This window comes from Maricaulis sp. (assembly GCF_034670125.1).
Taxonomy (GTDB): domain Bacteria; phylum Pseudomonadota; class Alphaproteobacteria; order Caulobacterales; family Maricaulaceae; genus Maricaulis.
The window spans coordinates 49,968-71,867 of the sequence record NZ_JAXMOC010000005.1; the positions used below are offsets into that span (position 1 = coordinate 49,968).

Sequence of the window (21,900 nt, forward strand, 5' to 3'; positions counted from 1 at the left end):
TCATGGGCCACCCTTCCATCAAAAAAGTGGCGGAGTTCTTAATACAGAATTTTGATATAAATTCTGGTCCTATTAGATGTTTAGATGCCTTTGCTGACTCGTATTGTTTACTAAAGGATACTGGTCGATCTGAAGATGTCGTGGAGTTTTGCGAGAGGAACTTCAATGATATTCGTCGGACGGTGGTTGATCATTACGAGCTTTGCGTTGCAAATAACTATCCAGTAGATTTTGAAATAATTGGTACAGGCAATGATTACATTCGAGGGATGGCATGGAGCCATGACGGGATGGCGGCCGACGAGCGCTTAATCCGTTCTCGGCGCTCGAAAATTGGCGCGAATATCGAAAGAATCGATGCGCTAGATGCTAATGGTTTTGAAGCCCTCATGGTCGCGTTTCTTGTTTCAATGGGTGCTTCTTCTTATAAAATTACGCCTGCATCGAAAGATGACGGCGTCGATTTTGTTGGGAAAATTGATCTAACTGTAAATCAAGATGATGGTGCGACATATTCTTTGATTGATAACTTTAGTACTTATGTAGTTGGTCAAGCAAAGCACTATAAAAAGACAAATTTCAAAATTTCTGATGTACGGGAGTTGATTGGTTCGGTCGGTATGGTTCGGAATGGCATTAGTGCTTATAGTCCGACGCGGTCAGACAGGTTTGGCATCCGGCCCTACGATCCAATTTTTGCCGTACTTGTCACTTCGGGTAACGTCTCGAAATTTGGGTGGGATTTCGCCTCGAGGTCGGGCGTATTGGTAATTGATGGGCGCCAATTGGCTGCACACCTGACTGAATCCGGATACTTCGACGACTAAAATTAGCGCTGACTGGTCGCGGAACCGCCCACCGCCAATCCCCCGGCATTAGTGCGTCTGGAATGCTCTGATAGCTCACCAGGCTCAGGCCAGGCGGTCCGCTAGTCGGGCTTGATGTTAAGCCGGTATCCCTGCTGACCCAGTTTCCGGCGACAAGGTGTTTCCCGATGATCATGGCGCGTCAGATCGAACCACCGCACTGCTTGACGTTGGTGTGGGCTCGAAGGCACAAAGGTCGCCAGAGGGGACTCCGGATGGCGACACATGTAAAACAGACTTGGTCCGATTTTGTCACGGTCACCGCCGTCTGGGCGGGGCTGGTCTTCGTTCTGATGTTCTACCACAAGAAAGTCGGCATGCCGTCGGAATGGATGCCGCAGGTCGTGTTCGGCAGCTTTGTGCTGGTCGCCGTCCTGGCACCGCTCGGCTCCTTGCTCTGGCGGCGGATGATCCGGGCGGCCTAGCCTCAGTCAGCCTCTTCCCCTTTCCCGGCCAAGCCGCTAAATCCGTCCGCGAAACACGCGGTTTCGTGCGTTGATCTTCCAAGGAGCGCCTGTGATGCAGACACGGTCTTGCCAAGTCCTCATTGTCGGAGGTGGCCCGGGCGGCTATCCGGCCGCCATCCGCGCCGGCCAGCTGGGTCTGGACACCATCATTGTCGACAAGCACGGGCTGGGCGGCACCTGCCTCAATCGCGGCTGCATCCCGTCCAAGGCGATGATCCACGCCGCGACCAAGTTCGAGGACATGGGCAAGCATGCCGACAGCGACGTGCTGGGCATCTCGCTGGCCGAAGCGCCCAAGCTCGACATGGGCAAGCTGGTCGGCTGGAAGGACGGCATCGTATCCAAGCTCACCGGCGGCGTCGGTCAGCTGATCAAGGCAGCAGGCGCCGAGCACATTGTCGGCTGGGCCGAGTTCAAGAACGCCAAAACCTGTGTCGTCACAATGGATGATGGCGAAAAGATCGAGATCACCGCCGAGAATGTCATCCTCGCCACCGGATCGGTCGAGGTCGAACTGCCCTTCCTGCCTTTCGGCGACACGGTCATTGGTTCGACTGAAGCGCTGAACCTGACCGAACTGCCGGAGAAACTGGTCGTGGTCGGAGCCGGCTATATCGGCCTTGAGCTGGGCATTGCCTATCGCAAGCTGGGCTCGGACGTCACCTTCATCGAGGCATCCGACGGTATCCTGCCGCTCTACGACAAGGAGATCACCCGCCCGATCACCATGTGGCTGAAGAAGCACAAGGTCGCGGTGAACCTGTCCTGCAAGGCGAAGGGTGTGACCGAAGAGGACGGCAAGGCCGTTCTTGCCTATGAGGACGCCAAGGGTGCGGCTCAGACCATCGAGGCCGACAAGATCCTGGTCGCGGTCGGGCGCAAGGCCTGCCTGGACGGTTGGGGCCTGGAGAATATGGGCCTCGATCTGGATGGCGGAAAATTCATCAAGGTCGACAGCCAGTGCCGCACCGGCATGCGCGGCGTCTACGCCATTGGCGATGTCGTCGGCGAGCCGCTGCTGGCTCACAAGGCCACCGCCCAGGGCGAGATGGTCGCCGAGATCATCGCCGGTCATCGCCGCGAGCATGACCCGGTCTCGATTGCGGCCGTGTGTTTCACCGAGCCGGAAATCGTCGGCGTCGGCCTGACGCCGGACGAGGCCAAGGCCAAGGGTGAAGAGATCATCACCGGCAAATTCCCGCTCGCCGCCTCCGGACGATACCTGTCGATGGAAGCGGGCAGTGATGGCGGTTTCGTCCGTGTCACCGCGCGCAAGGACGATCATGTCATCCTCGGCATCCACGCGGTTGGCACCCATGTCTCCGAATTGTCCGGTGAGTTCGCCCTGGCGGTCGAGATGGGTGCCCGCCTCGACGATATTGCCGGCACCATCCACGTCCACCCGACCCTGACCGAAGGCTTCGCCGAAGCGGCGCTGACGGCGCTGGGGCACCCGATCCATATTTCGGCGCCAAAGAAGTAGGGCGTCTGGCGTAGGGGACAGGTATAATTAACGCGTGGCTCCGCCGAGCTTCTGGATCGGGACGTGACGCGTTAATTATACCTGTCCCCTCTGGGGCAATCAGGCGGGATCACCATGGACGACACCGGCAGTTTCCTTTCCGGCATCATCGGGGCCGACCAGGCGGTCGCGGGCGAAGGCCTGGGCTGTGTGTCTTTCGAGACCGCCTTCCTGCGCCGGATCGAACCGGGCGAGGCCGATATCGACGAGCTCGGTCACGTCAATAATGTCGTCTATCTGCGCTGGGTCCAGGATATCGCCATCACCCACTGGCACGCCATCGCACCGGATGACCTGATCAGCGGCGAGGTCTGGGTGGCGCTGAAACACACGATCGAATACCGCGACCCGATCCTGCCCGGCGAGACCGCCGAGATCCGCACCTGGCTCGGTCGACCCCACGGCCCCCGCTTTGACCGCCATGTCGACATCCGCAAGCCCGGCGCCAAACGCTTCTCTGCCCGCGCCACCACCGAATGGTGCCGCATCAGTCGCGACACCCGCCGCCCGATGCGGATCGGTGAGGATGTGATGGCGGCGTTCGGGCTGGTCGGGGCGGAGCTGACGTAGCGCTAGATTCGCTCTGTCATCCCCAACGTGTCTGACGTCTCATTCAATTGCCCTATGGTGATCTCGTCCAGCGGGATGCCTTCCTTGCCGCGTTTGCCGGCGATGGCGCGTTCCGGGTCGCCGGGATAGAGGACCGGGCTGTCCCAATCCATCGGCGGGGAGGCGAGGGCGTAGCGGGCCATGGCGTCGGTCTCGGCCTGCATCCAGGCACGGTCCCCGAAGGCATCCGGGTCGATCAGGATGGAGAACATCGAATTTTTCAGCCCGCCGGAGCGGGGATGGTCGGGCTGGATCGTTCCGGCCCCGCCCAGCACGCCAGCCAGCAACTCGCAGGCAAAGGCCAAACCATAACCCTTGTGCTTGCCCAGCGGGGTCAGGGCGCCTTCAATCTCGAAACCGCTCATGCCCGACGGATCTGTGGTAGGGCGGCCCTGCTTGTCGATCAGCGAACCGGCAGGCACGGGCAGGCCCTTGTTGGAGGCGACCCGGGCCTTGCCCAGGGCGATCTGGCTGGTGGCGATGTCGAGCAGGAAGGCCGGACGTGTGTCTGTCGCGGGAAAGCTGATGCAGACGGGATTGGTGCCGAAGCGGGCGTCGGAACCGCGATAGGGCGCCACCAGCGGCGCGTGGTCTGTGACGTTGACGAAGTGCATCGAGATCAGTCCGGCCGCGGAGGCCTGTTCGGCATAGGCGCCGATGCGGCCGAGATGATGGGCATTCCCGATCGTTGCGGCCGCCAGTCCACCGGATTTCGCCTTGGCACTGGCCTGGCGGATCAACCGTTCGCCGGCGGGAGCGCCCCAGCCGCCACCCGCATCGATCCGCAACAGGACGGCCGTATCGGTCAGCATCGTGTCGCTGGCGTCGAGGCAGACCTGCCCGCGACGGATGTGGCTGGCATAGGCCGGCAGAATGCCGACGCCGTGGCTGTCATGGCCCTTGAGGTTGGCATCAACCAGATGATGGGCCACCGGACCAGCATCCTCCGCCCGAGTACCGGCCTGGCGCAGCAGGCGCTCACAGAAAGCGGTCAGGGTTGGCGCATCAATGCGGCGTTCCGGTGGGTTCATGGGGAGTTGTCTACCTCGTCGCCGTCAAAAGTCCGACTGCATAAGATTTGATGTCGGCCGTTATCGCTTTATTAAGCATAACTCGGTTCGAAACCTGTCGCATTCTGGCACAACCGTCCGACAATCCCAATTTTTCTGCCCTAACCGCCTGTATTTATTACACAAAAAAATCGAACAGAATTCTGCCTTTTCCGTCCGGATTTAAGCGTTTGGCAACCGCTATCGGGCATGATCCATCTCGTCGGGCAGCAAACGACCCGCACGAATTCAACAACGGCGTTCGAACACGGGGAAAATCCCGGACGCGCCACTTTGTAAAATGGATGAAGGGTAAGTCATGAAAAAGACGGGAACCATGATTCTGGCGGCAGCGATGTCTGCCATGGCTTTCACAGCGGCGCCGGCACTGGCTCAGGACCGTGAACGTACGGGTGTGGAAGCGCCAGAATATCCGCGAGGCGCAGAGCGTCGCGGTATCGAAGGATACGCAGTGGTCGAGTATACCGTGGCCGAAGACGGCTCGATTGCCGAGGCCACCGTTGTCGAGGCCGAGCCGGAAGGCGTCTTTGATCGCGCTGTCCTGCGGGCCATTGAAGGCTGGGAATATGCCCCGGCTGCAGCGGCTACGACCGGAATGCAGCAGCGGTTCGACTTCAATCTCGGCGGTTAACACCCTGAGACAAAGCGCAAATCAGCGAAAGAACTGAAAAGCGTTTACCATAATAAGAATTCATTTACGGCGGCGCGGTAGCGTCGCCGTATCTTTTTTGGGTCAGGCCATCAGCCTTAGGGGCCGTGAAATGAATTCTGTGCTTGAAACTTTTCTCAGCAAAACCACCAGCATCCGGGTCCGGCTGCTTGCGGCATTTGCGCTGACTTCGGTCATGACACTGATCGCGGCCATTGTCGGGGTCACCGGATTCAACTCCGCGAATTATGCAGTCGAGCAGATTGCCGATCGCGCCATTCCGGAAACCCAGGCAGTCGACGCCCTCTCCGAATACAGTGTCGGCCTCAGCGAGGCCCTCAGCGTGTTTGCCGCATCGACCACGGTTGAAGCGCGCCTGGAGAACTACAACCGCGTCGTTGGCTATCGCGACTCGCTCGGCGAGGAGCTGCAGCAGCTCGAAGCCCTGTCGGGTGTTGGCGAAACCACCGCCCTGCGGACGGCCGTAGCGGACCTGAACGAGCTTGTCGAAAGCATGAATGAAGTGGTCGAGCGCCGCTTGCAGATCCGGGATCGTCGTTGGGCCGCCACCAATGATGCCCGCAATGCCCGCGCCGCCCTGTCCTCCAGCGTCGAAGGCGCCCTGGATTCCAGCGACGAAGCGGACATTGAAAGCCTGCTGCGGGCCCTGCTGTCGGCCAACCAGATGCTGATCCAGTACAACGAAGTCGACACGGCCGCCTCGACCGGTGAAGTCGATGTCATTCTTGACCGCTGGGATGAGGCTGCCGGCGAGCTGGACGTGAATTTTGCCATCCTCGGCGCGATCGTAACCGATGTGATGCAGACCCAATCCGACAATCTGATCAATTTCGGCGACGGCGAGAACGGCATTTTCGAGCTCCGCAAGAGCGAGCTGGGCGCCGTGGCCGCTGCCGAAGTGGTCGCCGAGGAAGCGCGCATCTCTGCCGAGGCCCTGCTGGCCAGTGTCCAGGCGTTCAAGGCCCAGGTGGCCGGCCGCGTCACCGATGCGACGTCGGCGGCGGATTCAGCCGTCATTACCGGGCGCATCCTGCTCATCGCGATCGCCGCGATCGGCCTCGGCGTCGCCGCTGCAATCGCCATCTTCTACGTCAACAACATGCTGTTGAAGCGACTGAGCGCCATGGCCCGTACGATGGGTGCCCTGGCTGAGGGCAATAGCGATGTCAATCTCGGCTTCTCGCCAGGCAAGGACGAGATCGGTGCGATGGCGCGCTCGGTGGATGTGTTCCGCCAGAACGCTATCGAACGGGCTCGCCTCGAGGAAGAGACCGAAGCCGAGCGCCGCATGAAGGAAAAGCGGTCGGCGGCCATCGAAAGCCTGATCCAGGCCTTCGAACAGCAGTCGGGCGATGCCTTGGGTCAGGTTGGCGAAGCGGCGACCCGCATGGAGACTGCGGCCCGGGCCATGAGCTCGACGGCTGCCGCCACCACCGGCAAGTCTGCCGCGGTCGCCCAGGCGTCCGAGGGGGCTTCGCAGAACGTCCAGACCGTTGCTGCGGCTGCCGAGGAAATGGTGTCTTCGATCGGCGAGATCTCCCAGCAGATTTCCCGCTCGACAGAGATCGCCGGTTCCGCCGTCGACCAGGTCGAACAGACCAATGGCGATGTTCAGCGCCTCGATGATGCGGCCAAGTCGATCGACAATATCGTCAGCCTCATCAACGACATTGCCGAGCAGACCAATCTGCTGGCCCTGAATGCGACGATTGAGGCCGCTCGGGCTGGTGAGGCCGGCAAGGGCTTTGCGGTCGTGGCTTCCGAGGTGAAGGCGTTGGCCAGCCAGACCGGTGCCGCCACCCAGAACATCTCCGAGCACATTTCCGGTATCCAGGGCGCAACGGCCAAGGCGGTCGAGGCGATGTCGTCAATCGGTGGCACGATCCACGAGATGAGCGAGATCGCGACGGCCATCGCGGCTGCCATGGAAGAGCAGCGTGCGGCGGCTGGCGAGATTACCCGCTCGGCCCAGGAAGCGGCAGATGGCACCAGCCAGGTCTTTACCAATATCCAGGAAGTTGACCAGGCGACCTCTGAAACCGGCGAAAGTGCCGGTGAGGTTCTCGAGGCGTCGCTGGCCGTGTCACGGCAGTCCGACACGCTCAAATCGGCGGTCGAACAATTCCTCACGGAAGTTCGCGCAGCCTGATTGCAGCCGAACTGAAATCTGCCAGCGCCCACGGCTTGCCAGCCGTGGGCGCTGCGCGTATATGCCGTCCCTCCTCCTCGCGGAGGAACCTGTGTGGCGAGGTAGCTCAGCTGGTTAGAGCGCACGACTCATAATCGTGAGGTCGAGAGTTCAAGTCTCTCCCTCGCCACCATTCTTCCCCGTTTCCCTTCCCTGTTTTCCGAGATGTTGCGACAAGGCGGAAACCAGACCGCGTGAGCCTGATCGAGCGAGCCCCTGCGGCAATTGCGCCTGCGGCGCTTGGTCCTGTGGTTGTGGGGAGTGCGCTCGGGCATACAGGTGCCCCAGCTTGAGGAAGCCCGCCATGTCCCGATCCAATACGCTTACAATCCTGGCAGCGATCGTCGCGATCGTGGCCTGCGGTGCCTTTGTGATTTTCGGGATGATCAAGCTGGCCGGCGTCGAGATGAGCCTGCATGGCTGGATTGCCCTGGGGCTGGGAACGGCGGTCAGCCTGGTGCTGGGCGGCGTCCTGTCGACCGTGTTGGTGATCTCGCGCCGCCGGGGCTTCGACGAGGCCGCGCACGATGCCGGCACACTGTCCCGTTCGAACCAGTAGGCCGTACCGCACCCGCGGAACCCGCCCAACCATCCGTCGCCGGCGAATCATCAGGCTGGCCTGTTGTCGGGCGCGCCTTCGCCCGACCGGCCGGACACACGGGCAAAACGGGCATGGTATTCGGGATGCTCGGTCCCCATCCAGCGGTCCCACCAGGTGAAATAGAGTCCGAAATTCCAACCGCCCTCGGCGTGGTGCATCTCGTGATGGGTGACCGTGGTCATCCAGTCGAACAGTGGCCGCCCGGACTTGTCGGCCGGGAACAGTTCGACGCCGCAATGGCCGATCGCATTGCGCAGGATCTGGTGGATGCCCCACAGGAAGGCGACAAGCCCCGGTGTCGGCAGCACCAGCAGGATGAGCGGCAAGAAGAGCGCATGGATGGCGGCCTCGCCGGTGTTGAAGGCATAGGCCGTCCACGCGGTCGGCTGTTTGGACTTGTGGTGCAGGCTGTGCAGCGGGCGAAACCAGCCCGGCCGGTGCAGCAATCGATGGGTCCAGTAGAACCAGGCATCGTGGGCAAAAATCAGGATGGCCAGCGATGCGCCAAACCAGAATGGTCCGTGTTGCGTCGGGTCCATGTAGAGCCGTGAATGCCCGGTCAGGATTTCAAGCATGACCAGCAGGCCGACCAGGCTGAATATCAAGACAGAGCGCAGGGAAGTCAGGACTTCCCGCCGTATCTGGCGCCATGGCACCGGTGTCGTACGCAGGCTGCGCCGGGCCAGCCACCCCGCGAGCGTGACATTGACGATCAGATAGACGCCGCCGGCAAAGACCAGGTATCGCATGAGATCCGCGAGGAAGAATTCGGGCAATGTCTGCAAGGTGGGCAGCAGGGCTTCGTGCAGGGCAAGCGGGGATTTGGTCATGGAAACCTCCTTACAGAACGGGTTCGGTTTCCAATGCCAGCCGCTCAGCCTCCGGTCGCCGCGATGGCGAAGCTGATCAGACCATTTCAGGTATGCACGATCGTTTTCGAATCTGATCAGAGTCGCGACAGGGCGGTCCGTCGGTACAGCGTGGGTGTTGTTCCGGTTTCGGCCCGGAACGCCCGGTTGAACGGGGCGATCGACCCATAACCCAGGTCGAGTGCAATCGTCAGGACCTGGTCATGGGCCCGGTCCGGATCGGCCAGAAGCCGTCGGGCGTCTGCCAGTCGATGGGAATTGAGGAAGGCGGCAAAGTTGCGAAAGCCGAGACCCTGGTTGATCAGGCGGCGCAGCCGGTGTTCGCGGGTGTTCAGGTGTGAGGCCAGCGACCCGACCGTCAATCCGGGCTCGCGGTAATGACCGTCTTTCATGGCTTGCTCAAGTCGACGCGCCAACGGGCGGTCTTCCGGCGACACACCGTCCGGTGTGGCGGATCCGGCTGGTGAGGGGGTGCAGGTTTGGAAGAGCTGGGCCGGGGCCGTGACCAGCCAGCCGGCAAACAACAGCGCCAGCGCGAACAGGACATAGCCATGGCCATGGAACACCCAGTCTGGCAGCCCGTTTGCCGCATAGCGCGCCTCCAGCACGGAAATGGTCATACCGGCACAGGCGATCAGGCCGGCGAAAGCAATCCGGCACCAGCGACGAGGCGCAATCAGGTCGCCGGGCCAGTCGCGTATCGCCTGGACCACAACGTGAGCCATCATCGCGATATTGACGACCTGCCAGGCGAGCGCTGCACCGACCGACAGGGCCGAGCCGGGCGATGTCATGAAATGGAGGCCCGCGGCCAGCGCCACCAGGCCGATTGGGATCATCCGCCAGTGGTGCCATCGGAAGGCGTCGTCAAACAATGCGGTCGCAAACCACCAGAAGAAGACCGCGGTCGGAATGGCGAGCAGGTTCAGGACCGGGTTGAGGATGCCGAGCGCGTCAGAGATCGTGTTCGATGACACCAGCGCATAGGCGGCGACGCCCACGGCGAACACGATCCCCAGACGGGCAGCGAGGCTGGCCCGGGCTTCCCGAACGAACAGCAGGCCGAGGATCAGGCTGAGACCGACGGTTCCGCCCCGGGCCAGGATTTCAATGATCTCGGGTGCGGTCATGGGTGGCTTGGCTTTCGATGCGGGCGGTGCGGACAGGATTATCGCAGCTGGCGCCGCGCCGGGAAAGCGGCAGGTCCTGATGGGCCGCGTCCAGGCAAGGCAGGTCCAGTTGTTTGACGATCTCGTCGAGCAAGGCGTGCGCACACCGCCGTGTTCCTGCCTCGGCCATCGCGCCATGGCGGTTGTGGGGCCGGCAGGCTTGCCAGCTTAATTGCCGCAAGCGGGTCAGCTCGATGCTGGCCTGTTCGGCACTGGACAAACGGGATGCGATCTCCGATCGACTGACCGAGAGCGAGGCGGGTGCGCTGTCGGTCAGTGGCGGTGTAATCAGCAGGATTGCGATGAGAGTGATCATGGTCGACCTCCTTGGTTGGTGAGGCCGGTATGGCGATCATGCGGTGCCGCGTCTGCGCGAATTCGAAATCGCGGCAAGGTTTTGAAAGTCGAGCAGGGCTTTCCGGTTCCGGCGATGTGCCGCTGGACCGGGCCGGGCCGGGGTGAGCCGGGTTGTGAAAGGGGTCAGGTCGGACGCGTCTGTTCGTCTATCCAGTCGAGAAAGCCGGCATCGCTGGCCGCGGTGTCGACGGGCAGGGCAAGAATGGCAGGCACCTCGTAAGGGTGAAGTGCTGCCAGGCGGGCGCCCAGCGCGGCAGACCGGTCGCTGGTGGTCTTGAACAGGGCCACACATTCTGCAGCGCTCTCCATCCTGCCCTGCCAGCGATAGAGGCTGGTCATGCCCGGCAGAAGATTGACGCAGGCGCACAGGCCTTCCTCCAGGACGGTCCCGGCCGCAGCGCGGGCGCTCTCGCTGTCCGGCCAGGTTGTGTAAACAAGGCGCGTGCTGTCCATGGCCAAAAATCTCCCTGCCGGTATATAAGCGCCGCATGACCGACATCGCCACCCCCGCCAGCCCTGACCGATCGGCCCTCGTCCTGTTCTCCGGCGGACAGGATTCCGCCACCTGCCTCGCCTGGGCACTGCAGCACCATGACCGTGTCGAGACCGTCGGGTTCGACTATGGCCAGCGCCACCATGTCGAGATGGCGGCGAGGGGGCGGGTTCGCGACGGGCTGGCTGAGGCTTTCCCCGATTGGGGCAATCGGCTGGGTGAGGATTTTGTTGTCGACCTGGCGGGATACGGGGCGATCGCGGAAAGCGCCCTGACCGCCGACCGGGCCATCGAGATGCAGGCCAATGGCCTGCCGTCCACCTTTGTTCCCGGTCGCAATCTGGTGTTCCTGACGGTCGCGTCGGCGCTGGCCTACCGGCGAGGCCACACGGTGCTGGTCGGCGGCATGTGTGAAACCGACTTCTCCGGATATCCTGACTGCCGCCGCGCCACGCTCGATGCCATGCAGACGACGCTTGGCCTGGGGCTGGACAGTCCGGTCGAAATCGCCACGCCGCTCATGCATCTCGACAAGGCCGCGACCTGGGCACTGGCCGATACGCTCGGAGGGCCGGACCTGACGGCTCTGATCGAGGAGGAGAGCCATACCTGTTACCGCGGCGAGCGTGGGCAGCGTCACGACTGGGGCTATGGTTGCGGCAATTGTCCTGCCTGCGAGCTGAGGGCGCGGGGGCATGCGGCCTGGAAGGCCACGGTGTCGGCATGACCTATTCCGTCAAGGAGCGCTTCCTGACCGTCCAGGGCGAAGGCGCCCAGGCCGGGCGACCGGCGGTCTTCCTGCGTTTTGCGGGCTGTAATCTGTGGTCCGGACGCGAACAGGACCGTCACAAGGCGGTCTGTAACTTCTGCGACACGGACTTCGTCGGCATGGATGGTCCGGGCGGGGGGCGCTTCAAGACCCCGACAAGCCTGGTGGACGCGGTTGCCGAGCTTTGGCCTGGCGGTGGGCGACCGCTTGTCGTCTGCACGGGGGGCGAACCGCTGTTGCAACTGGACAGCCCGCTGATTGATGCCCTGCACGAGCGCGGGTTCGAAATCGCCGTGGAGACCAATGGTACCGTGCGCGCGCCGGACGGGATTGACTGGATCACGGTCAGTCCGAAAGGCAAGGCACCCGTCATCCAGACCTCCGGTCATGAGCTCAAACTCGTCTATCCACAGCCGGAACTGGATCCGTCTGCGTTCGAAAAATGGGACTTCCAACGCTTCTCCCTGCAGCCCATGGACGGGCCACACATGATGGAGAATGCCCAGGCGGCCTTTGCCTACTGCCTGGCGCACCCGAAGTGGTCGCTATCGCTGCAGACCCACAAGTGGATCGGTGCTCCCTGACCAAAAAGGTCGCGACGGCCTCAGCTGTGAGGTCCGGGCGCGACCCCCAGGCTGTCGGCGATCGACTCCGCGAAGCCCTGGAAGGCGAGACGCGTGTCGGTCCACACGCCGGCGGCTGCACCGCTCCCGGGGTCCGGATTGAACCAGTCATAACGGAATTCGGCAATCACGCTGCCGTCGGCATTGACCAGCCGGGCGCTGAGCGCGGCACCGCCATTGGCGTGGGCCGAGTAGTGGGCAGTGTCCAATTCCTGGATCTGCTGCATGGTCGGTCGGTTCGGGACCACGTCCAGTATGGTGATGTCGAGCACGGTTTCGCGCACGGCCACGCCATGCCAGTTGGCGCTGATCAATGAACGTTCCAGATCACTCCGCAGATAGCCGGACAGGCGGGCCAGCTCGGCCTCGCCCAGACTGTCGGCCTTGGTCCGGACCAGCTCGGAAAACCCGATCCGGCCAATCTCGATCGAGCCTGTGGCTTCACTTCTGAACTCGGCCTGAAAGGCGGGGTCCGGCTGGGCCAGGGATCCGGCTGTCAGGCAACTCAACGCAAGTACACAAACGAGAGTACGCATGTCGGTCTCTCCTGGGTTCATGTCCCCCTTGCGAGGACAAGCCTATCACATATTCGTGATGCGGAGCAGGGGGCCGGCCCGGCATTCTATGTTGCGGCACAAAAAAGCGGACGCACCTGCGAAGATGCGTCCGCTTGCAACCTTGAAAAACGCGTGATCACGAACCGGAAACGGTCCGCTCGTCCAGGCTGTCGGAGATCTGGTCGGCGAAGCGGGAGAAGGTGCGCCGGGCATCGGTCCACTGGGCGAAGCCGACAACATCCCGGATGTTCATGCTGCGCCAGCCATAACTGTAGGTCTCGAGTACCTGACCGTCTGCCGAGACCAGCCGGGCCTCGAGGTCGGCGCCGCCGATCGAGATCGAGGAGGGGTGCAGCGGACGGGTCCCACCCATCTGCGCCATTGTCGGGCGGTTTGGTTGGGCATCGAGAATCGTGACGTGGAGGATATGGCCGTTCCCGCCAAGATCATCAGCCAGCTCGCGCTCCAGGGCGGTGCGCAGATACCGGGCCAGGCGATCCAGCTCGCGCTCACCAAAGTCCTCGGCGTGTTCAACAAGTTCCGGTCCGTAGGCAATCTCGCCAATCGCCACCGGCTGGTCGGCCAGTGATGGGGTCGAAAGGGCACCCAGTGCCAGGATGGCCGTCATAGTGCGCAACATATCGCGCCTCCTTGATCCAACTGCTTGCAGTCCCTGCGACAGAGTCTAGCAGGATCAGAGGTTGGGTTGAAGGCGGTGAATATGCACGAATGCGCGATCAGGCGATGCCGCCATGATCCGGCCAGACAGGACTAGTCTTCGCTGTCGTCATCATCGTCGTCGCCGGGCGTGACGACATCGATCGCCGCGCCACCGACGGCACCGGCTGTGCGGACTGCCGCGCCGGCGGTGCCGATGGCAACATCGGCTGCCAAGGCGGTGGCGCCGATGACAAGACAGCCGGACAGCGCCGGTGCAAGGGCGAGCAGGGCGATGAGGGTCAGGATGCGGCGCATGTCGGTCTCCGGTTCAATAGTCCCCTGTCATGACGCATCAGGTCTTTCCGCATGGTGAACGCGCGGCCAAGGCCCGGCAGTCAACGCCCCTCGCGCCACCAGCCCAGTCCCAGCATGCTCAGGATCAGGATGACGAGCAGCAGGCCGGGCAGCAACGGTATGCGGGTCGAGGCGCGAACCACGTAGCGTTCATTGCGTTGCAGGCCGAGCCAACTGCGACCGGCCTGGTCGGCGCTGGTGCGCGTGCGGCGCAATGAGGGCAGGGCCGCGTCCGGCCCGTCGCCGATGGCAAACAGCCCACCGCCCGTCGCGTCGACAAACGGATCCAGCCGGTCAGCGACCGGGCGCAGGTCGGCGTACTCCATCGGATTGATCGGTCCGAGTGCGGCCACCGTCGTCAGGTCTCCCGAGCGCAAGCGCACCAGGCCGGATCCGCTGGCGGGAAGGCGGGCGGCGAAATGACCCGGCTCACCGTCCGCCTCGGTCATGGTGACCACGTCCTGCCGGCCATCCGGCCAGGTCAGCTGCAAAGGTGGCGGGGATTCGGCCAGGGTCACGCGCTCGACCTGCAACTCGCCATCGGTTGCGAAGGCAGTCAGCCGTTCCTCGTCCAGTTCCGGCTCCCGCATCAGCCAGTGGGCGACTCGACGAAACATTTCGGCGTAGGGCCCCCCGCCCTCGAAGCCCCGTGACCACAGCCAGGTCTGGTCCGACATGACAATGGCGGTGCGGCCCTGTCCCGATCTCTGCACGACCAGCAGGGGGTTGCCGTCGGGCGTTTGCAAAAGCGTCTCTCCGCCCAGCGCGGTGCCGTGGATGTGGCGCAGCCAGCGACCCCATTGCGGCGAGCTGCCGCCTCCGGCCAGCCCGGCAGTGACCGGGTGGCGAAGACCGGTCTCGGTTGGCTCCGGCGAGAAAGGTGCCTCGGTGATATAGCCTGTCGGGCGGACCGGCAGGACAGCGGCCAGCGGCGTGCGGTAAAGGCTCGGCGCTCCGGCGAAGGGCGGACCGGCGGTGACCAGCAAGGCGCCACCATTTTCGACATAGCGGGCGATATAGTCGAAATAGAGCTGCGGCATGATGTTGCGACGGCGATAGCGGTCGAAAATCACCAGATCGAATTCGCTCAGGCGTTCAACAAAAAGCTCCTGCACCGGGAAGCCGATCAGCGCCAGCTCGTCGACCGGGGTCGAGTCGCGACGGTCCGGTGGCCGGAGAATGGTGAAATGGACCAGATCAACCGACGGGTCGGACTTCAACAAGTCACGCCAGGCGCGGGCACCATTGTGCGGTTCGCCCGTCACCAGCAGAACCCGCAGGCGGTCACGGACACCGCTGACCGAGACCGCCGCGCGGTTGTTGATCAGCGACAATTCCTGGGGTCCGGCCTCAACCTCGGCTTCGATGACATTCTGTCCCCGGCGCTCGACCGGGACCTCGACCCGGGTCGAGCGGCCGATCGCGATCGGGTAGACTTGTGGGTCACCGCCCTCGAAGCGGAAAGCGACCGAGGCGGTGCCTTGCATCGAGTCATCCTCGACGCGGATCACGAAGGCGACCGTCTGCCCGACAATGCCGTAGCGCGGCGCTTCCTCGATCACCAGGCGGCGGTCTCCGGCCGAACGGTCACCGGTCATGACGTGATGGATCGGGGCGTCGATATTGACCGCATCAGCGTCCAGCGGCGCGTCATGCACCTGGCCATCGGTGACCAGCACGACGCCGGCGAGCCGGTCCGGGGGCGCGCTGGCGAGCGCGGCATTGACCCCGTCGAACAACATGGTGCCGTCAGCGGTTTCACCAGCCTCGACCTCGATCAGGTCGAGCAGCGGATCCGACTCAGCCTGCCGACGCAGGGTCTCGGCCATTTCCTCAGCCGCCTCGCGGCGACCACCGACCGTCATCGAGGCCGAGGTGTCGGTGACCAGCACGGCGACGTCCGGCAGCGGATCGCGCTCTTCCTCGACCAGCGAGGGGTTGGCCAGCACCAGGGTAATCAGGCCGACCGCCAGCGTGCGCCAGATCCAGCCGGACAGCTTCTGGGCACCGCCTGCGGCAATCGCCAGCAGGGCGACACCGGCCAGGCCGGCGATGACCGACCATGGCAACAGGGGCGCGAAATCCAGCGCCGATACGGTCGCACTCAGCGGCAGGCTCGCGGACGCACTCATTGGCCCAGCCTTTCCAGGATATCGGGGACATGGACCTGGTCGGCCTTGTAGTTGCCGGTCAGCGCATACATGGCGATGTTGACGCCAAAGCGGATCGCCAGCTCACGCTGACGGTCGCCGCCTTCGATCGGTGCCGCGGCGCCACCGCTCTCGCCACGCGCCCAGGCCGTGGCCCAGTCATGCGAGCCGATGATCACGCCGGACGTACCATCGCGCGAAGCGCCGTCAGGGTTCGCTTCCACCCAGACCGGCGCGTCGGCATAGCGGCCCGGAAACTCCTGCAGCAGATAGAAGGCCCGTGTCAGCACATGGTCGCCCGGGATCTGTGACAAGGCCGGCACATCGATGCTGTCGAGCACGTTGACCAGGCCCGGATGGGGGGCACCGGCCCTCAGCATGGCGATGTCGGCGTCCTGGGTGTCGAAGATGATCAGCCCGCCAGCGGCCAGATAGGCGGCAACCCGGCTCGACGCCTCGTCACTCAATGGTCCGGCATCACGGGTCACCGGCCAGTACAGCATCGGGAAGAAGATCAGTTCGTCGGTATTCACATTGACAGCCAGTGGCGGCTCCGGCTCCATCGCACTGCGACGGAATATTTCCTGTGACAGACCGGTGAGACCGGCCCGGCTGCGATTGTCGATCGTTGTGTCCCCGGTGATGACATAGCCAAAACGCAAGGTCAGCGCGGCCTGCATCATCTCGTCGCTCAGCTCGGTGCGTTGCGGCTCGGGCGGGACATCCTGGGCTTCGGCGACAGGGACGCCCAGCGGGGCAAGGCCGAAAGCCAGGGCGGCGGCTGCCGCAGCGCCGCCCAGCCGGATTGGCAAGCGGCCCGCAAGACCCAGCGCAATCAACACGTCGAGCGTCAGCATGATCAGGGCCGCCGCCAGCAGGGCAGCGTCGAAATGGCGGGCGCGAGGCCCGTCCAGACCGGCAAAACTGGCGCCGGGCAAATCGCGGGGCAGAGGATCCATTCGTGTGTCCGGTCCGATCACATTGAGGGCGCTGGTCGCAGAGCCGAGACGATAAAGGCCCGGCGGCGCGACCGGTGAAACCGGCGTGGTGTCGAAGTTTGCCGCAGGCACCGGCCGGGCGCTGATCGGTGCCGCCACCAATTGCCCCTCGGCATCGAGAGCCCGGTCGAGCACCCAGGCGCCATTGCCGGGAACGGTGGCATTGCCGCCCTGGGACAGGCCCATCAGGCGTTGCAGCATGCGCGGGAACAGACCTGACAGCGGCAGATCCGACCAGTCGGGACTGGCGGTGACATGAAACAGCACGATCCAGCCGCGGGCGCGGCGTTCGGCTGTCACAAGTGGCGTGCCGTCTTCAAGGCGCGCCCAGACGCGGTCCGGCGTGGCGCTGCCTGGCTGGGCCAGGACCTGGCGGTCGATCGTGGCCGTGCTGTCGGATGGCAGGCCGGCGAACGGCGACGTGTCGGGGAAAGCAGCAATGCGCTGCGGCTCGTCCCAGTTCAGCGAGCCACCAAACAGGCGTCCACCTTCGCGCAGGATGACCGGCAAAAGCTCGTCGCCCTGCGCCGCGAGGCGTGGTCCGGCAAAGCGGATCAGGACGCCGCCCTGATTGATGAACTCGGCAATACGCTCATCATCCGTGCGGGCGCTGTCGGTCATCACCAGCACCGATACGTCTTCGGCCAGCAGGGCGTCCAGATCGCCATTGATGAGTTGGGCATGCGGACCAAGGGCGCTGCGCACATAGTGGAGATCGGAGAGCAGAGGCTGGCCTTCATCGCTCTCCAGTGTGATCAGGCCGACGCGAGGACGCTGCCACTGGTCGCCCAGCAGGCGGACCGAGGCAGCTGAAGCCGTGCCGTCGAGACGCAGGCTGACAATGCGGTTGCGCAGATCGAGGGGCAGGGAAATATCGGTTGTCGCCAGACCTTCACCGGCGGCAAAGCTGACATCGCTGCGGGCAATCGCCCGGCCGTCATTGCCCAGGGCGGTGACGGCGACCGTGCGCGGGAAATCGCGGCCAGCCCGCATCACCGAAACGGTCAGCCCGTCGGCGGCGGGTTGCGGCGCGGCGAGACCCAGCGGGGCGCGCCCGGCATCCGGCTCGACCACGGTGAGGTCGCCCATCGAGGACAGGACCCGGGACAGTTCGCCGGCATCGCGGCTGTCGACACCATCGCTCAGCCAGGTGACGGCCATCGGCCCGTCCAGCGTGCCGGACGAGCGGGCGTCGGCGATCCGGTTGGCGATGGCGCTGCGGTCGGCCGGCCAGGGTTGGGGAGCGGCTGTTTCGAGCTGGCGGCGGGCATCGTCGGCATTGCCGAAACGCAGGGCCGCGGCGGCTTGACCGGTCGGCGCGGTGGTGACCAGGGCGACAGCGCGCCCGTCGCGGTCGGCAGCGTCGATCAGGCGTCCGGCTTCCTGACGCATGTCAGGCCAGGCCGCGGCGCTGGCCCAACCGGTATCCATCACGATCAGGGCCGGGCGGGTTTCTTCCTCGACATTCGGCGGCGTCCAGACCGGACGGGCCAAGGCGATGATCACCAGGGCGGCGATCAGCAGCCGGAACAGGATCAGCCACCAGGGTGCATGTTGCGGCGTCTCGGCATCATCCGGGGCGCCAAGGAGCAGACGCAAGGGCGGAAAGATCGCCCGCTTGGGTGCCGGCGGTGTCGCGCGCAACAACAGCCACAGCACCGGCAGGGCGATGAGGCCGGCCAGCGCCAGCGGAGCGGCAAAGGAAAGGGGGCCGAATGCAAACATCAGGTCAGACATCCCTCGCGAGGGCGCGGTAAAGGGCGAGAACGGCACTGGTCGCCGGTCGGTCGGTGCGATGGGTCACCAGTGTCCAGCCATACTGGCGGGCGAGATCGGCAAGGCGGGCACCATGTTCGGCCCAGCGCTGGCGGTAGGCGGCGCGGGCTTCCTCGGCGCGGCCGAACAGCAAGCTGTCGCCGCCGCCGGGGTGTTCAAACCGGGTCCGGCCGGCATAGGGAAAGTCTTCCTCGGCCGGATCGACAACCCGCAGCAAGACGCCATGCGCTTCCATCGCGGCGAAACGTGACAGCCGGGCTGTCCAGGTTTCGATCGGGTCGAGAAAGTCGCTGGCCAGGACAACGCGGCCGAAGCGGGAGATGTTTGGCGCTTCGACCGATGACGCGTAACCGGGGCCGAGCGCCAGGCGTCGCGAGGTCCGTTCCAGGCCCAGTGCGCCGGTCCGGGCAATCGCCGACTCGCCCAGCACGCTGACCCGTTCGCCGCCCTGGGTGAGCAGCGCCGCGATGGCGATCTGGCACACCGCGGCTCGGTCGATCTTGGCACCGTGATTGCGGCTTGAGGTATAGCGCATCGAGGCCGAGCCATCGCGCCACAGCCAGATCGTATTGGCGGCCTCCCACTCATTCTGACGCACAAAGAGCTGATCCGAGCGCGCCGACTGGCGCCAGTCGATCGCCTGGCGGCCGTCTTCCGGACGGTGGTGACGGTATTGCCAGAAGGTCTCGCCTATGCCGGAACGACGTCGACCATGCACGCCCTGGGCGACCGTCGCGGCAATGCGATCGGCCTCGGCGAGGAGTGATGGCAGGCTGGCTGCCGCATCCTCGCCTTCATGGCGCAACGAGACGACGCGCGCCTCGTCCTGACGATTGCCGCCGTTCTGGTTCATGATCAGGCGGCCCGGTCCGCGAGCGACTTGATCAGGCCTTCCAGCGTGTGGCCGTCGGCACGCGCGGCAAAAGACAGCGCCATGCGGTGTTTGAGGACCGGTTCGGCCAGTGCGGCGACGTCCTCGGTGGAGGGGGCGAGGCGGCCTTGCAGCAGGGCGCGGGCGCGGCAGGCCAGCATCAACGCCTGACCGGCACGCGGGCCTGGACCCCAGGACACGCCTTCGCGGACGGCCTCGACATCGGACTCTTCCGGTCGGGCCAGTCGCAACAGGTCGAGGATGGCTTCCAGCACCCGCTCGCCCACCGGCAGGCGGCGAACGAGGGCTTGCAGTTTCAGGATTTCGGCGGCGTCGAGCACGCTGACGGCCTCGGCCGTGTTGGCACCCGTGGTGGCCAGCAGGACCGCACGTTCGGCATCGCGGCTCGGGTAGGGCACGTCGACGCGCAACAGGAATCGATCGAGCTGGGCTTCGGGCAGCGGATAGGTGCCTTCCTGCTCGATCGGGTTCTGGGTCGCCAGCACGTGGAAAGGTTTGGGCAGGTCGTGACGCTCACCGGCAATGGTGACATGGCCTTCCTGCATGGCTTGCAGCAGGGCGGCCTGGGTTCGCGGGCTGGCGCGGTTGATCTCGTCGGCCATCAGCAGGCGACAGAAGATCGGGCCGGGCATGAAGCGGAAATGACGCTTGCCGTCATCGCTTTCTTCCAGGATCTCCGAGCCGAGAATGTCGGCCGGCATCAGGTCGGGCGTGAACTGGATGCGCTTGGTGTCTATCCCCGTCGCCACGGCGATGGTTTCGACCAGTCGCGTCTTGGCGAGGCCGGGCGCGCCGACCAGCAAGGTGTGTCCGCCCGACAGCATGGCGGTCAGGCAGAGCTCGACCTCGTTTTCCAGCCCGTAGATTACACGGCCGATCGACTCCTTGACCGCCTTGAGGCGATCGGTCGCGGCGTCAGCTTCAGCGATCAGCTCTGCTGCGGGTTCATTCATCTCGGTCATCGTCCTACATTCCTCCGCGATACAGATGATCTATAAAGCCATTTGGCGCGACGCAGCATGGCGTTGCGCAGATGAGGTGTCCATGCCCGGAACGTCCCAATCCCGTGATCCGATGCAGTCGCTGCTGAAGGCCGCCCGCGAAGCCTGCAGCGGCCTGCCGCCGGTCGAGCGCTGGCATCCCGAATATTGCGGCGAGATGGACCTCGTCATCAAGCGCGACGGGTCGTGGTGGCATGAAGGGGTACGCATCACGCGCGACCGTCTTATACGGCTGTTTGCCACAATCTTGCGGAAAGATGACGACGGCGTTCATTATCTCGTGACGCCGGTCGAGAAGATCGGCATCGAGGTCGAGGTCGCGCCCTTCCTGGCGGTGCGAGTCGATGCCGTTGGCGAGGGCCGGGACCAGTCGCTGATATTTCACACCAATATGGACGAGTTGACCGAGGCGGGTGCCGATCATCCGATCTCGGTGACGGTCGACCCTGACAGCGGCGAGCCGACACCGCTGGTGCATGTGCGCGGGCGGTTGCAGGCGCTGATGACCCGGCCCGTCTTCTACGAACTCGCGGAACTGGCGGTCGAGCGTGAGGGCGTGACCGGCGTGTGGAGTGGCGGTCAGTTCTTCTCGCTGGGACAGCCGGATGGATGAGGCCGCGGCGCTGGTCGCCCGCCTGCGTGAATGCCTCGATCCGGTCGATAGTCCGGACCTGCAGCCGCGCCAGGGCGACGGCTTCCTCGACGGCAAGGCGCCGCCGCCATCGCCCGAATTCGCCGATGTGGACATCCGCACCGCCGCGGTGATCGCGCCGTTGATCCTGCACGACGGTCCGCCCCGCCTTCTGCTGACCGAGCGGGCCTCGCACCTGCCCCGCCATGCCGGCCAGATCAGCTTTCCCGGCGGCCGTATCGATCCGGGTGGCGAAACGGCGGCCGAAGCGGCCGTGCGCGAGCTGGAGGAAGAAGTCGGCATCGCCCGTGCGCATGTCGAGCTGGTCGGCCGGTTCGACAGCTATGCCACGGTGACCGGCTATCACGTCACGCCTTTCGTCGGTGTCATCCGGCCCGGTTACACCCTTCGGCCTGACCCCGGCGAGGTCGCCGACGTCTTCGAAACACCGTTCGATTTCCTGATGGATCCGGCCAATCACCAGCGTCATTCGCGCGAATGGCAGGGCCATGTGCGGCATTATTATGCGATGCCGTGGCAGGAGCGCTATATCTGGGGGGCAACGGCAGGCATGCTGAAATCCCTGCACGATCGACTATATGGTTGAA

General features: G+C 64.2%; 23 protein-coding genes and 1 tRNA gene. 12 read left to right on the forward strand and 12 right to left on the reverse strand.

What is annotated here, in order from left to right; all coding sequences use genetic code 11:
* Positions 1 to 2 precede the first annotated feature (2 nt).
* The 4 genes from VOI18_RS10595 (at position 3) to VOI18_RS10610 (ending at position 3,425) form a co-directional block, all read left to right on the forward strand.
* Positions 3 to 827, forward strand: a complete 825-nt coding sequence (locus VOI18_RS10595) for a restriction endonuclease (protein ID WP_323762380.1) — start codon at positions 3 to 5, stop codon at positions 825 to 827.
* Positions 828 to 1,081: 254 nt separating this feature from the next.
* A complete protein-coding gene (locus VOI18_RS10600; RefSeq protein ID WP_323762381.1) occupies positions 1,082 to 1,291 on the forward strand; it encodes a hypothetical protein in 210 nt (69 codons plus the stop codon).
* Between the two features lie 91 nt (positions 1,292 to 1,382).
* A complete protein-coding gene (lpdA, locus tag VOI18_RS10605; protein ID WP_416374877.1) occupies positions 1,383 to 2,816 on the forward strand; it encodes a dihydrolipoyl dehydrogenase in 1,434 nt (477 codons plus the stop codon).
* A gap of 114 nt (positions 2,817 to 2,930) precedes the next feature.
* Positions 2,931 to 3,425 carry a thioesterase family protein gene (locus tag VOI18_RS10610; protein WP_323762383.1) on the forward strand — a complete coding sequence of 165 codons (495 nt, stop codon included), beginning with the start codon at positions 2,931 to 2,933 and terminating at the stop codon, positions 3,423 to 3,425.
* 2 nt (positions 3,426 to 3,427) lie between these two features.
* Here VOI18_RS10610 and VOI18_RS10615 read toward each other — a convergent pair whose 3' ends face one another.
* Positions 3,428 to 4,495 (reverse strand): malate/lactate/ureidoglycolate dehydrogenase, encoded by a 1,068-nt coding sequence (locus VOI18_RS10615; protein WP_323762384.1) that lies wholly within the window; start codon positions 4,493 to 4,495, stop codon positions 3,428 to 3,430.
* A 337-nt stretch (positions 4,496 to 4,832) separates the two neighbouring features.
* On the opposite strand from VOI18_RS10615, the gene VOI18_RS10620 reads away from it, so the two are divergent.
* The 4 genes from VOI18_RS10620 (at position 4,833) to VOI18_RS10635 (ending at position 7,951) form a co-directional block, all read left to right on the forward strand.
* The gene (locus VOI18_RS10620; RefSeq protein ID WP_323762385.1) at positions 4,833 to 5,165 is read left to right on the forward strand and encodes an energy transducer TonB; all 333 of its coding nucleotides are present in this window, start codon (positions 4,833 to 4,835) and stop codon (positions 5,163 to 5,165) included.
* 130 nt (positions 5,166 to 5,295) lie between these two features.
* Positions 5,296 to 7,353: a methyl-accepting chemotaxis protein gene (locus tag VOI18_RS10625; protein ID WP_323762386.1), complete on the forward strand. Its 2,058-nt coding sequence runs from the start codon at positions 5,296 to 5,298 to the stop codon at positions 7,351 to 7,353.
* A gap of 95 nt (positions 7,354 to 7,448) precedes the next feature.
* Positions 7,449 to 7,525: transfer RNA gene (locus VOI18_RS10630), tRNA-Met, on the forward strand.
* A gap of 171 nt (positions 7,526 to 7,696) precedes the next feature.
* Positions 7,697 to 7,951 (forward strand): hypothetical protein, encoded by a 255-nt coding sequence (locus VOI18_RS10635; protein ID WP_323762387.1) that lies wholly within the window; start codon positions 7,697 to 7,699, stop codon positions 7,949 to 7,951.
* A 50-nt stretch (positions 7,952 to 8,001) separates the two neighbouring features.
* Here VOI18_RS10635 and VOI18_RS10640 read toward each other — a convergent pair whose 3' ends face one another.
* The 4 genes from VOI18_RS10640 to cutA all read right to left on the reverse strand — a co-directional run bounded on the left by VOI18_RS10640 (position 8,002) and on the right by cutA (position 10,841).
* Positions 8,002 to 8,823 carry a sterol desaturase family protein gene (locus VOI18_RS10640; protein ID WP_323762388.1) on the reverse strand — a complete coding sequence of 274 codons (822 nt, stop codon included), beginning with the start codon at positions 8,821 to 8,823 and terminating at the stop codon, positions 8,002 to 8,004.
* A gap of 116 nt (positions 8,824 to 8,939) precedes the next feature.
* On the reverse strand, positions 8,940 to 9,992 hold the full coding sequence (locus tag VOI18_RS10645) for an AraC family transcriptional regulator (RefSeq protein ID WP_323762389.1): 1,053 nt from the start codon (positions 9,990 to 9,992) through the stop codon (positions 8,940 to 8,942).
* Entirely contained in the window at positions 9,970 to 10,347 is a 378-nt protein-coding gene (locus tag VOI18_RS10650) for a hypothetical protein (RefSeq protein ID WP_323762390.1), read from the reverse strand. The genes VOI18_RS10645 and VOI18_RS10650 overlap by 23 nt, the downstream gene beginning before the upstream one ends.
* A 164-nt stretch (positions 10,348 to 10,511) precedes the next feature.
* Positions 10,512 to 10,841 carry a divalent-cation tolerance protein CutA gene (gene cutA / locus VOI18_RS10655; protein WP_323762391.1) on the reverse strand — a complete coding sequence of 110 codons (330 nt, stop codon included), beginning with the start codon at positions 10,839 to 10,841 and terminating at the stop codon, positions 10,512 to 10,514.
* 35 nt (positions 10,842 to 10,876) lie between these two features.
* Between cutA and queC the strand changes: the two genes are divergently transcribed.
* Positions 10,877 to 11,608 carry a 7-cyano-7-deazaguanine synthase QueC gene (queC, locus tag VOI18_RS10660; RefSeq protein ID WP_323762392.1) on the forward strand — a complete coding sequence of 244 codons (732 nt, stop codon included), beginning with the start codon at positions 10,877 to 10,879 and terminating at the stop codon, positions 11,606 to 11,608.
* The gene (gene queE / locus VOI18_RS10665; RefSeq protein ID WP_323762393.1) at positions 11,605 to 12,234 is read left to right on the forward strand and encodes a 7-carboxy-7-deazaguanine synthase; all 630 of its coding nucleotides are present in this window, start codon (positions 11,605 to 11,607) and stop codon (positions 12,232 to 12,234) included. The genes queC and queE overlap by 4 nt, the downstream gene beginning before the upstream one ends.
* A gap of 20 nt (positions 12,235 to 12,254) precedes the next feature.
* On the opposite strand, the gene VOI18_RS10670 is transcribed toward queE, so the two are convergent.
* The 7 genes from VOI18_RS10670 to VOI18_RS10700 all read right to left on the reverse strand — a co-directional run bounded on the left by VOI18_RS10670 (position 12,255) and on the right by VOI18_RS10700 (position 20,622).
* On the reverse strand, positions 12,255 to 12,809 hold the full coding sequence (locus VOI18_RS10670; protein ID WP_323762394.1) for a hypothetical protein: 555 nt from the start codon (positions 12,807 to 12,809) through the stop codon (positions 12,255 to 12,257).
* 157 nt (positions 12,810 to 12,966) lie between these two features.
* The gene (locus VOI18_RS10675; RefSeq protein WP_323762395.1) at positions 12,967 to 13,470 is read right to left on the reverse strand and encodes a hypothetical protein; all 504 of its coding nucleotides are present in this window, start codon (positions 13,468 to 13,470) and stop codon (positions 12,967 to 12,969) included.
* A 131-nt stretch (positions 13,471 to 13,601) separates the two neighbouring features.
* Positions 13,602 to 13,805 carry a hypothetical protein gene (locus tag VOI18_RS10680; protein ID WP_323762396.1) on the reverse strand — a complete coding sequence of 68 codons (204 nt, stop codon included), beginning with the start codon at positions 13,803 to 13,805 and terminating at the stop codon, positions 13,602 to 13,604.
* 80 nt (positions 13,806 to 13,885) lie between these two features.
* Positions 13,886 to 15,976: a glutamine amidotransferase gene (locus tag VOI18_RS10685; RefSeq protein WP_323762397.1), complete on the reverse strand. Its 2,091-nt coding sequence runs from the start codon at positions 15,974 to 15,976 to the stop codon at positions 13,886 to 13,888.
* Entirely contained in the window at positions 15,973 to 18,717 is a 2,745-nt protein-coding gene (locus VOI18_RS10690) for a DUF4159 domain-containing protein (RefSeq protein WP_323762398.1), read from the reverse strand. Before VOI18_RS10690 ends, VOI18_RS10685 begins: the two co-directional genes overlap by 4 nt.
* A 4-nt stretch (positions 18,718 to 18,721) precedes the next feature.
* On the reverse strand, positions 18,722 to 19,621 hold the full coding sequence (locus tag VOI18_RS10695; protein WP_323762399.1) for a DUF58 domain-containing protein: 900 nt from the start codon (positions 19,619 to 19,621) through the stop codon (positions 18,722 to 18,724).
* Between the two features lie 2 nt (positions 19,622 to 19,623).
* Positions 19,624 to 20,622 carry a MoxR family ATPase gene (locus VOI18_RS10700; protein WP_323762400.1) on the reverse strand — a complete coding sequence of 333 codons (999 nt, stop codon included), beginning with the start codon at positions 20,620 to 20,622 and terminating at the stop codon, positions 19,624 to 19,626.
* Positions 20,623 to 20,704: 82 nt separating this feature from the next.
* Here VOI18_RS10700 and VOI18_RS10705 point away from each other — a divergent pair, with 82 nt between their 5' ends.
* Both VOI18_RS10705 and VOI18_RS10710 read left to right on the forward strand, forming a co-directional pair.
* Positions 20,705 to 21,274 (forward strand): DUF1285 domain-containing protein, encoded by a 570-nt coding sequence (locus VOI18_RS10705; protein WP_323762401.1) that lies wholly within the window; start codon positions 20,705 to 20,707, stop codon positions 21,272 to 21,274.
* Positions 21,267 to 21,899, forward strand: a complete 633-nt coding sequence (locus tag VOI18_RS10710) for a CoA pyrophosphatase (protein ID WP_323762402.1) — start codon at positions 21,267 to 21,269, stop codon at positions 21,897 to 21,899. Before VOI18_RS10705 ends, VOI18_RS10710 begins: the two co-directional genes overlap by 8 nt.
* Position 21,900: the final 1 nt, after the last annotated feature.